General features: G+C 54.0%; 15 protein-coding genes. 3 read left to right on the forward strand and 12 right to left on the reverse strand.

Annotated elements, in window-relative coordinates; genetic code table 11:
* Positions 1-3: 3 nt before the first annotated feature.
* Genes D3F01_RS13580 through D3F01_RS13620 form a run of 9 tightly spaced genes read right to left on the reverse strand, consistent with a single transcriptional unit; the run spans position 4 to position 3938 of the window.
* Positions 4-267: a chitinase gene (locus D3F01_RS13580; protein ID WP_242889254.1), complete on the reverse strand. Its 264-nt coding sequence runs from the start codon at positions 265-267 to the stop codon at positions 4-6.
* 4 nt (positions 268-271) lie between these two features.
* Positions 272-982 carry a 3'-5' exonuclease gene (locus tag D3F01_RS13585; protein WP_242889256.1) on the reverse strand — a complete coding sequence of 237 codons (711 nt, stop codon included), beginning with the start codon at positions 980-982 and terminating at the stop codon, positions 272-274.
* Positions 975-1679 carry a DUF6273 domain-containing protein gene (locus D3F01_RS13590; RefSeq protein ID WP_242889258.1) on the reverse strand — a complete coding sequence of 235 codons (705 nt, stop codon included), beginning with the start codon at positions 1677-1679 and terminating at the stop codon, positions 975-977. Before D3F01_RS13590 ends, D3F01_RS13585 begins: the two co-directional genes overlap by 8 nt.
* On the reverse strand, positions 1676-1855 hold the full coding sequence (locus D3F01_RS13595) for a hypothetical protein (RefSeq protein ID WP_008981460.1): 180 nt from the start codon (positions 1853-1855) through the stop codon (positions 1676-1678). Before D3F01_RS13595 ends, D3F01_RS13590 begins: the two co-directional genes overlap by 4 nt.
* Positions 1852-2583 (reverse strand): hypothetical protein, encoded by a 732-nt coding sequence (locus tag D3F01_RS13600; protein ID WP_242889259.1) that lies wholly within the window; start codon positions 2581-2583, stop codon positions 1852-1854. The genes D3F01_RS13595 and D3F01_RS13600 overlap by 4 nt, the downstream gene beginning before the upstream one ends.
* Positions 2571-2957, reverse strand: coding sequence for a hypothetical protein (locus tag D3F01_RS13605; protein ID WP_242889260.1), 387 nt, complete (start codon positions 2955-2957; stop codon positions 2571-2573). Before D3F01_RS13605 ends, D3F01_RS13600 begins: the two co-directional genes overlap by 13 nt.
* Positions 2958-2970: 13 nt before the next feature.
* Positions 2971-3393 (reverse strand): hypothetical protein, encoded by a 423-nt coding sequence (locus D3F01_RS13610; RefSeq protein WP_242889261.1) that lies wholly within the window; start codon positions 3391-3393, stop codon positions 2971-2973.
* 49 nt (positions 3394-3442) lie between these two features.
* Positions 3443-3634 carry a hypothetical protein gene (locus tag D3F01_RS13615; protein ID WP_195385513.1) on the reverse strand — a complete coding sequence of 64 codons (192 nt, stop codon included), beginning with the start codon at positions 3632-3634 and terminating at the stop codon, positions 3443-3445.
* A gap of 43 nt (positions 3635-3677) precedes the next feature.
* A complete protein-coding gene (locus tag D3F01_RS13620) occupies positions 3678-3938 on the reverse strand; it encodes a helix-turn-helix domain-containing protein (protein WP_020989852.1) in 261 nt (86 codons plus the stop codon).
* 194 nt (positions 3939-4132) lie between these two features.
* Here D3F01_RS13620 and D3F01_RS13625 point away from each other — a divergent pair, with 194 nt between their 5' ends.
* From D3F01_RS13625 to D3F01_RS13635, 3 genes are all read left to right on the forward strand, one after another.
* Positions 4133-4879: a MurR/RpiR family transcriptional regulator gene (locus tag D3F01_RS13625; RefSeq protein ID WP_242889262.1), complete on the forward strand. Its 747-nt coding sequence runs from the start codon at positions 4133-4135 to the stop codon at positions 4877-4879.
* 27 nt (positions 4880-4906) lie between these two features.
* A complete protein-coding gene (locus tag D3F01_RS13630; protein WP_242889263.1) occupies positions 4907-6034 on the forward strand; it encodes an anaerobic sulfatase maturase in 1128 nt (375 codons plus the stop codon).
* A 118-nt stretch (positions 6035-6152) separates the two neighbouring features.
* A complete protein-coding gene (locus D3F01_RS13635; protein ID WP_242889265.1) occupies positions 6153-7631 on the forward strand; it encodes a recombinase family protein in 1479 nt (492 codons plus the stop codon).
* A 53-nt stretch (positions 7632-7684) separates the two neighbouring features.
* Here D3F01_RS13635 and D3F01_RS13640 read toward each other — a convergent pair whose 3' ends face one another.
* The 3 genes from D3F01_RS13640 to D3F01_RS13650 form a co-directional block, all read right to left on the reverse strand.
* The gene (locus D3F01_RS13640; protein WP_242889266.1) at positions 7685-9394 is read right to left on the reverse strand and encodes a recombinase family protein; all 1710 of its coding nucleotides are present in this window, start codon (positions 9392-9394) and stop codon (positions 7685-7687) included.
* A gap of 98 nt (positions 9395-9492) precedes the next feature.
* Positions 9493-9672: a hypothetical protein gene (locus D3F01_RS13645; protein ID WP_005927535.1), complete on the reverse strand. Its 180-nt coding sequence runs from the start codon at positions 9670-9672 to the stop codon at positions 9493-9495.
* Between the two features lie 150 nt (positions 9673-9822).
* Positions 9823-10032 (reverse strand): hypothetical protein (locus D3F01_RS13650; RefSeq protein ID WP_242889267.1); only part of this gene is annotated, 210 nt, incomplete at its 5' end.

The raw sequence follows: 10032 nt of genomic DNA on the forward strand, positions 1-10032 counted from the left end.
CTTTCACTGAGCCCGTGCGACGGTCAGATCACAGAGGGCGTGAGTGAGGTCGCTGAACTCGGTCTCTCGGACGGTGTCAGCGGTCAGCAGCACGAGGTAGTCGTTGTCGTAGTAGTCGATCTCGGGGTGCCGCTGCCGGTTTACTTCATTTTTGTGGCGGGCGTAGGGCTCGGCACGGTTCCAGACGTCGTCAGGGATCCAGCGGTCGAGGTGATCCTCGACGCGCTCGCGCAGCTCCTCGCCCGTGATCGTGATCTCCGGGCTCATGCTGTCACCTCCGCGTCACGCGGGCCGGGAGCGTCTGCTCCGGGCGAGTCAGGCCCTTGCTGAAGCTCTGCGGCTCATATCTGACGCCCACGATCCGGCGGCCGCTGACGCCGTACTTGGGGTTGTAGCCGAACAGGTTGACGTAGCTGCCGAGATCCTCGCGCTCGTCGTCCATCGCCTTCAGTACCTCGAACAGGGCCAGCACGTCGTCGATGGCGCGATGGCTGTTCTGCACCTTGCCGGTGAGGTCGTAGGCGATGATCGCGTTGGCGAGCTTGTGCGGGTAGGCCCTGCGGTCTTTGTAGACCGTCAGACTGTCCAGCCAGTCGATCCGGCCGACCTTCTGGCCTCGGAGCAGGCCACGAAGGAAACAGGCGTCGAACTGTGCATTGTGGGCGATCATCAGGGTCGGGCCGTTCTGCATGAGCTTGGCGATCTGGCCGGCTGCCTTGACCGGCTGCACGCCCTCGGTCTGGAGCCGCTCGTCGGTGATGCCGGTCAGGCTGACGATGTTCTCCGGGAGGGTCTCGCCCTCGGGCAGCTTGATGAAGGTGTCCATCTTGCCGGCGATCCGTAGGCCGCCGGTGGCCGTGCGCTCCACGCGCAGGGCGGCGAGCTCGATGATCTGGTCGTTGTCGAAGTCGAGGCCACTGGTCTCGGTATCAAACACGACGAGGGCCTTGTAGCGGTCGAACAGGGTGGAGAGGTTACTCATGCCGGGCCTCCTTATCGCGGGTAGCTCTCAGGGTGCCGAGCATAAACGAGAGGGCTGTGGTCAGTTGATCCTCGGTGGCGAAGGTGCCGCCGAACTGCTCGGCCAGCGCCGCGATGATCTCGCCGGCGTGCTCCGGCGTGACGTCGTCGGTGGCTTCGTCGTCCTCGATGGAGATCAGGAGATCGGAGTCCAGATAACAAGCGGGGCGCAGGCCGCCGCCACCGCCGCAGGCGTTGCCCCAGCTCAGAGTGCCATCGGTGCGGACGAAGCGGGCGAGTGACTCGTAGCCGTTAGACTTCGTGCTGAAGGCGGTGGAGAGCCACCACCAGTCGTCTGCGTTGGGGATGACGTCGCGGTTGCGCCGGTACTGGTCGACCGTCAGCAGGAAGATGGTGACGGTGCAGGTGCCGTAGTCCTTCAGGCCGTCGTCGGTGGTCAGGTCGAGCTCCGTGGTCAGGAAGGCGTTGGGGCCGTTCACGTCCTCGAGCAGGTTGTCGAGGTAGGCGCCGTTGAGGTATTCCTTGCTGCTGGCGACGGCGAAGTTGTTGCAGTTGCCCTCGTCAAAGGCTCGGGTCTCGATGATGTCCTTGCTCAGGCAGAGGGCGCGGCCGTCATCATTCTCCAGCAGGATCCAACTCTGGCCGGCATAGTCGAAGGCCGTGCCGCGGGCGGCGTTCTTGAGTGCGATCTTTTTCATGGGGTTGCTCCTTTCGTTCTCTGCGGCCGAGCCTTCTGGCTGGCCTGAATGTTCGGCAGGGTCTCGCCGGCGCGGAGCCGGCTCTCACAGTGCGGGCAGATGTAGCCGGTGCGGGGGATCTTCTGGTAGATGCTGACGTTCCAGTCGAGCCCGCAGCCGACGCACTTGGCTGTCATGGGCCTCCACCTCCTTCCGCAGCCAGAGTCTCGAAAACGTAGCGCCGGATGCGGTTGCGGTACTTCTTCCGGGTTCTGGCTTTCTTTGCGTGGGCCGCGAGGTGCAGCCACTTCGGCGGCACTCCGATGGCCCTGACCGATACCTTCCAGAGCTTTTTGAAGGCAGAGAGCACGGCGTTGATGACCGGCTTCATGGCTTCGGCCAGCTTGGCGGCGATTTCCCGCAGCGTGTCGGCCAGTCTATCGAAGGCTTCGCGGGCCTGCTGCATCTTCTCGTGGTCGGCGAGCGCCATGCTGCCGTCGTAGACGTAGGGGCTCAGCTCGTCATCGCCGCCGTCGGCCAGACGCTCGCAGAACGGGAGGCCGGCAGCTTCAGCAGCCTTGCGGCCCTCCTCGAGGGCGTCCCGGCCTTGCGTGACTTCGCAATAGTCCGCGAGGCGGTTGTGGCCGCCTTCGTAGTGCCAGCGGATCCCGGCGGCGATCTCGTCGATGGTCATGCCCTCACCGAAGTGGCCGCAGTAGTAGCCGTTGACGATGACGGCGTCCGGGTCTGCCTTCAGGATCCCGATGGCGTCGTTGAGGTCGTCGGTCTCCCACTCGCCGTTCCAGATGTCGCTCCAGATCGTCAGGGCGTTCCACGAGCGGCCGGTGCGATACACGATTGTCCAGCCGATGCCGTCGCGGATCTCCGCGGCGAAGTCTCGGGCGATGTCTCTCAGTGCTGCCATGCTGGCGCCTCCTCTCTGGTGATGTGCACGACGGTGACGAGGTCGTCGATCTCGTGCTTGGTGGTGTATGTGTCCCGCTCGTCGAGCCCGATGTGCCGCAGCAGCGTCTCGGGCCCGTCCAGCAGGAAGGCGGTGACGGCCACGGCGTTCAGCCGGTAGACCGTGACCTCCACGGTGCAGCGGGCGCCGTCCTCGTCCAGCGTGGACGGGAACGAGGCTCGGCAGATGGGGCTCGCTTCGTATCTGAAGGCGGTCGCACGGTTCTCGCCGGCGATGATGTCCTTCACAAACTCCTCGAAGGCTTTGCGAGGGATCGAGCTGCGGTACTTGTCCAGCGTGACGTCGGCGAGCTGCCGGATGGCTTTGGTGTTCATGTTCCGCACCTCCTCAGCAGGCGTCGCCGTGCGGGCCGACGGTCATGATGCTCTTGGTAGCTCCGTTCTTGTCGATCCAGATCTCCTCGACGCTGTTGTCGGCCCAGTAGATCGTCTGATGAAGTTTCCACTCGCGGGCGTCGTCCGCTGCCTTCTCGGCTTCTCGAGCCGCCTGCTGGAGCTCCTTCAGCCTGTTGAACTCCTTCACGGTCAGGCTGCGTCCCGGCTCGCTCAGGGCGTAGTCGCTGAGGTAGTAGGTGGCAAAGGTCTGATGCCACCCGGCGTTGTACCAGCGGCTCGTCACCTTTTCGGCGAAGGCCAGCAGATCGGCGTCGTTTTCGATATGGCCAAAGCCTCGGACGGTGAAGATGAACTCGTCTCGGCTGTACGTCGGTTTTCCGTTGACATAGCCGTACACGTTTGGATCGTATTTCATGGTGTGCTCCTTTCTACTTGGCCCGGGGTTCCCGGGGATCTTGGCGTTTTTAGCAGCAGGCGAAGATCGCGGCGATCTGCGCCTTGGTCGCTCTCTGGTAGCTGGAATAAAAAACACGACCGCCGACTTCTTGGTTGATGGCATAGTGGCCGTCGGCGTAGCGCTTAATGAGCCACACTTTGCGAGGGTTCCACTTGTCAACCTTGCGTGTCAGGGTCGTGTTGTTTCTTCTGCTTCTCATGGGGGTCTCCTTTCTTCGGCCCGGCGCTGCCGGGTGTTCTTGGCTACTGTGCGGCCGGTGCTCGTTTACCTCTGCGCTTGAAGCTCTCACGCAGCCGCCTCTCGGCGAGCTCTGCGCTGTACCCTTCGCGCTGGTTGGCGTCCAGCGCGCCGGTCGCGCCTCGCTGGAGTTCCTTGTAGATCGTGGTGTGGTGAACGCTCAGGCGGGCCGCAATATCGACCGGCCGATCTCCGAGCAGATGCCACGCCTCGATCTTCTTCCTGTCCTCGAAGGTCAGGTAGCGGTACTTTCCCGTCAGTCTCACCTCCGTCCTATGGGGTTGTAGTAAAGAAAAAACGCACAGCCGACTCGTTTGAGTCTCTGTGCGTTTAATGATAATGGATGGCATTTCGATTGTTTTACAGCTCAATTCTGGACAGATGTTCATTTTTCGATTATACTTGAAATAGTGATCCTTACCGATACCCCAATTTTTAGACTCCGATGGAGGTAATCTCTATGACAGTTCTGGAAAATATGCAGGCTGTGCTTCCCAGTCTCCCCAAAAACGAGCGCAAAGCCGCAGAATACCTGCTGAACTATCCGCACGATATCCAGCGCCGAAGCGCTGAGCTCATTGCACAGGATGCCGGCATCTCACGCAGTGCCATCGTTCGTTTATGCCAGAAACTCGGATATCAGGGATGGTCTGAGTTCAAATATGCCTATCTTCATGAACCGGCTCTGGCAGCTTCTGCACAGGAGCACAACATCCTGACCCGGTACGAAAACATTATCCAAAAGCTCCGTCAAGGGGTCGCCGCTGATCAGCTTCAGACGATCGTTCAGATCATCCACCGGGCCAATCGCGTTATCACTCTTGGCAACTATCACTCTGGCATGTCTGCACAGCAGATGGCTTTTCGTCTGAATCGTTCCGGCATCGACAGCCACTTTATGAATGATACTTCGCAGATGGAATGCTATGTTTCCTTCATCCGATCTGATGATGTTGTATTTATTTTTTCTCTCAGCGGTGATCCGCTTTATGAATCCCTTGTGGAACAATATGTTCAACGAGGAGCATCGGTCATCCTCATCACCATGTCGACCCGTACCACTCTCGCAAAACTTGTTACCCAGACGGTTGTGCTTCCTTTCCTTAGCCACGAGCGATGCAATTATCTTCTAGATGATGCGATTACTTTTTTCATGTTTATTGAGATGATCATAGAAGCGCTTCATGAAGAAAGCTCTAAGCAGTAAAATAGAAGATATTAAGCTGAGGTAACAATGAAAAATTTGAACTTTCTAATCAAACCGGCTTCAAGTCTGTGCAATATGCGTTGTCGCTACTGTTTTTATGAAGATGAAGCAGTCAATCGTACAGAAGCCAGCACTGGCCGAATGACGACTGAAACTGTCGATTGTTTGATTCAACAAGCCTTTGCTGCATTGGATAACAGGAACAGTAGCGTGACGTTCGCCTTTCAGGGAGGAGAACCAACACTTGCTGGGCTGGATTACTACCGTTATTTTGTTGAAAAGGTTTACCAGCATAACGCAAACCACGTCCACGTGAATTTTGCAATTCAGACAAATGGCCTGATGATTGATGAACAGTGGGCTGTTTTTCTGGCAGAAAATCGCTTCCTAGTGGGAATCAGTATAGATGGCACAAAAGCTTTTCATGATGAATTACGCCCAGATGCTTTTGGAAGATCCACATGGGCTCGCGTGACAAAAGCACTTTCTCTTTTGCAAAAAAATAAAGTTGATACAAACATCCTCTGTGTTGTTACACGATCGTGTGCAAAAAGCCCTGTCAAAGTGTATCATACGCTTCAGAAACTTGGTGGTAACTATCTGCAATTTACGCCGTGTCTTGATCCATTAGGTAAACCTCGTGGCAGTATGCCATATTCCATTACACCGGAACTTTATGGACACTTTTTATGTGGGTTATTTGATGAATGGTATCGGGATTGGCAAGCTGGTCAGTATACAAGCGTCCGTTTATTTGACGACTATATCTATCTTGCTATGGGAATGCCTGCAGGAACATGTGCCACAAGTGGAAGCTGTGGAAATTATCTTGTGATGGAAGGAAACGGTTCTCTCTATCCTTGTGACTTTTACTGTTTAGACGAATGGAAACTGGGGGTAGTGAAGGATACGTCATTTGTCGAAATCATGCAATGCGATAAGGAGCGCCGTTTTTTGAAGGACGGAGCAGAACATCCTGCTGAGTGTAATTCATGCCGCTGGCGAAGAATGTGCTTCGGAGGCTGTAAACGGGATTGGTATGTAGATTCCACGGGAAATCATAACTATTTGTGTGGCGCTTTCCAGATGTTTTTTGAACATTCATTTCCCAGAATCGAACAAATTGCAAAACAACAGAAAGCTTGTTTATATTGAGCTTTCTTGGATTTTTTAGAAAGACCTTGTATTTATTGAAGTTGCGTGATATATTATACGAAATTAAAGATTGGCAAACGTATTATCGTTCAATGATATATAAATGGAGGTGACCGCTATGACCGCCGTGATCTACGCCCGCTATTCCAGCGACAACCAGCGCGAAGAATCCATTGAGGGTCAGATTCGTGAATGCACGGCCTATGCCGAAAAGAACGACATCACCATCGTCAAGCACTACATTGATCGTGCCATCTCTGCTAAAACAGATAATCGCCCGCAGTTCCAACAGATGATCAAAGACAGCGACAAGAAGCTGTTTGACATCGTTCTGGTCTGGAAACTCGACCGTTTTGCCCGGAACCGCTACGACAGCGCACGGTACAAGACCCAGCTGAAGAAGAACGGTGTCAAGCTCATGTCGGCCACAGAAATCATCTCCGAGGGGCCGGAGGGCATCATTTTGGAGTCGGTGCTGGAGGGCTATGCAGAATACTACTCCGCTGACCTTGCCGAAAAGGTTGTCCGTGGACAGACGGAGAATATCCTGAAAGGTCGCTGCAATGGTGGGCGTGGAACGTTTGGTTATACGCTGGATTCCGAGCGAAAATTTCACATCGATCCGCTTGCCTCCCCTTTCGTGCTGGAAGCGTTCAGGAAGTACCGGGATGGTCTTACGATGAAAGAAATTCGGGACTGGCTGAATGAAAATGGCATCAAGAACCCGGTCGGCAGCGCGTTCACCTATAACAGTGTCGAACATATGCTCAAGAATCGGCGTTACATCGGAGAACTGAAATTCCGGGACGTGGTCGTGCCCGATGCGATTCCGCCCATCGTGCCGCTGGAATTGTTCGATGATGTGCAGGAAAAGATTGTCAAAAACAAGAAAGCCCCTGCTCGGAGAAAGGCAGAGGACGATTACCTGCTGACAACCAAGTTGCACTGCGGCTGCTGTGGCGCACTGATGTTTGGTGAGAGCGGTACGAGCCGGACGGGAGAAGTCCACCGATACTATAAATGTGCTACCGCCAAAAAACACAAGGGCTGCAAGAAAAAGACTGTCCGTAAGCAGTGGCTGGAAGATTTGGTGGTCAACCAGACCATGCAGCTTGTCCGGGATGATGCCGCAATGGAATCCATAATTGCCAAGGTCATGGAGCTGCAAGACCGGGAGAATACCAATCTTCCCCTCTATGAGAAGCAGCTCCGGGATGCGGAATCGGGTATTCAGAATATGCTCAATGCGATTCAAGCCGGAATCCTGACCAGTTCCACCAAGGAGCGATTGGAGCAACTCGAAGAAACCAAGCGTGAGCTTGAAGCCCGCATTGCGGAAGAAAAGCTGGCAAAGCCGAAAATCAAAGAGGAATTTATCCGCTTCTGGCTGATGCGGTTCCGCAAGCTGGACATGAGCCTGAAAGACCAGCGGCAGGCACTTGTGGATACGTTCATCAATGCGATTTACCTGTATGATGATAAGGTTCTCATTACCTTTAACTATAAAGAAGGGACACAGACTGTGACTTTTGGAGAAGCGACAGAAGTTGCATCCGAGGAAAACGGTTCGGATTTGGATTGCATTCCTGCACCATGACGAATGTTCTTACAGCATTTAGCTGTCAAAGAACATTCGTCATTTTTTATTTGCTAAATAGCGACATCACAGGGGGCGTAGTTCACAACTACGCCTTTTCTTGTATTCACCGATACATCGGGTGTCGGCAAAGGAAGTGCGCTTGGAATCTCGATGGTACCCACACAGTTATAGTGAATACGGAGCCGCTGCTCCCATACACCGTTGACCTTTTCTGCATTGAACACTTCGATTTTTTCCACCAGTTCATTCAGCATCCGGGGTGTCAGCTTTTTTGCTCTGGTGTACTTGCGAACCAGACTGATGAACATATCCGTTGTCATGGTGCGGCTGCTCTGCTTTTCGATTTCGGAGCGGAGCTGTTTGATTTTCTCGGTCAGCTCCTTTTGCTCGTCCTCATATCTCCGGGACATTCTGGAAAAGCGTTCATCAGAGATCTTGCCGGAAACATTGTCCTCATAGATGCGCTCAAAGAGGCCGTCCAGTTCTTCATCACGGGCAAGGAGTGCTTTCAACTCTTTCTCTTTCAGCTTGCGGTCGGCTTCGTCTGCCTGCTGGGAGTGCCCGATAACAGCCTTCAAAAAGTCGTCCTCATAGAGGCTGGCAAACTTGGTCAGCCGCTGAATCTCGCCCAGCACCACTTCTTCCAGAAAATCCACACGGATGTAATGGGTGGATTGGCAGGTGCCACGGTTGCCCTTGTAGTTGGAGCAGTTGAAATACTTGATTTCCGGGTTGCCCTGATTGAAGTGGAAGTGCAGATTGCAGCCGCAGTCTGCGCAGACAAGTAAGCCAGAGAACATATTGTGTTCTCCGTTGCTGGTACGGCGTTTGCGCATTTTTCCGCGTTTCTGCTGTACCTGCTCAAACACGGCACGTTCAATGATGGGTTCGTGAACATCTTGGAACACCACCCAATTTTCCGGGTCGTTATGAATCCGCTTCTTGTTCTTGTAGGACTTGGAGTAGGTTTTGAAGTTCAGAACATCACCACAATACTCCTGCTGGTACAGAAGATGGGTAATCGTGGAGCCATTCCACTTGGTGGCGGGGCGCGTCTTGGTCTTTCCGGGACGGCCGATGCCTTTCTGAATCCAGTAGGCCTGCGGCGTCAGGATGCCTTCCTTTTCAAACTGGGTGGCAATCTGTTCCGTGCCAAAGCCCTCCAACGTCATATCAAAAATGCGCCGGACAACTTGTGCAGCTTCTTCATCAATGACCCAATGCTTGGGATTGTTCGGGTCCTTGATATATCCATAGGGAGGAAGCCCCATCGGTTCGCCGGAGTTGCCTTTGATTTTATTACTGATACGGCGTTTCTTGCTGATGTCGCGGGCATACCACTCATTGAACAGGTTTCGGATGGGTGCCAGTTCATTTTCTCCCTCGGCCGTGTCGATGTTGTCCGAAACGGCAACAAGTCGGATGTCATGGTCCGGGAAAAATTCTTCTGTCAGCCGCCCGACCTCGATATAGTTTCGGCCCAGACGGGAAAGGTCTTTGACGAACACAGCGGAGGCTTTCCCTTGTTCAAGTTGCTGCATCATTTCAACGAAACCGGGACGGTTCATGGTCACGCCGGAAATGCCATCATCCAGAAAGTGAACCAGATTGGTATAGCCTTTTTCCTTTGCAACTTTGGTGAGCAGTTTCTTTTGGTTGCCGATGCTGTAACTCTCGCCCTCCAAATTATCATCACGGGAAAGACGCTCATAGAGAAAAGCGGTTGCTTCACGGGATTTCTTGTTACTCGACTGTTTCATACTCGCTCCTTTCTTGGGACAGTCGAATAGCAAATTCACTTGTACACCTATATTATAACACAATCCGCTTTCTCTGTCCGCTGCCTCCCGAAAGGTCATTATAATTTTTCGCTTTCGGATTTCATCAGCCGGAGAAGAACTTCTCCTAAGGTCTGGGAACTTTCTTCTTTGAACACCGGCTCAACGATAAAGGAGCGATTGCCAATACGATAAGTCGAATCCAGAGTAAGCATCTCTGGATTTTTTGTTTTTTCCGGGTTTGTCTTTTTCGCTTGCATCGTAAAAATCCCCTTTCTTAAAAATCAAAAAATGAGCCAACGGATGGCTGCTGGCAGCAACCCACGGGAATCTCACCCCTGCATTCCTCATGCAGCCCTACTCATTGCCTGCGACGCTCTGAACGCTCGGACTTTGACGGTAAGGGAGTATCAGCCTGCCTGTATGTCATGGCCCGCAAGCAGCCGCGCTTGCATTGCGGCGTGGTGGTGATCGCTCCACTTTTCAGAGAAAAGCATCGTGGCGCACCCGCCGTCCGGCTCGATACAGACAGCAACGTATCCGTTTGCCCTATGATGCACCGCCATTGTCCTGCGGGCATATTTTTCAAGGTGCTGTCCCGAAACGTGGAAAGGGTCAGC

Origin of the sequence: Faecalibacterium sp. BCRC 81149 (assembly GCF_022750605.1) — a bacterium.
GTDB classification, from domain to species: Bacteria; Bacillota; Clostridia; order Oscillospirales; family Ruminococcaceae; genus Faecalibacterium; species Faecalibacterium duncaniae.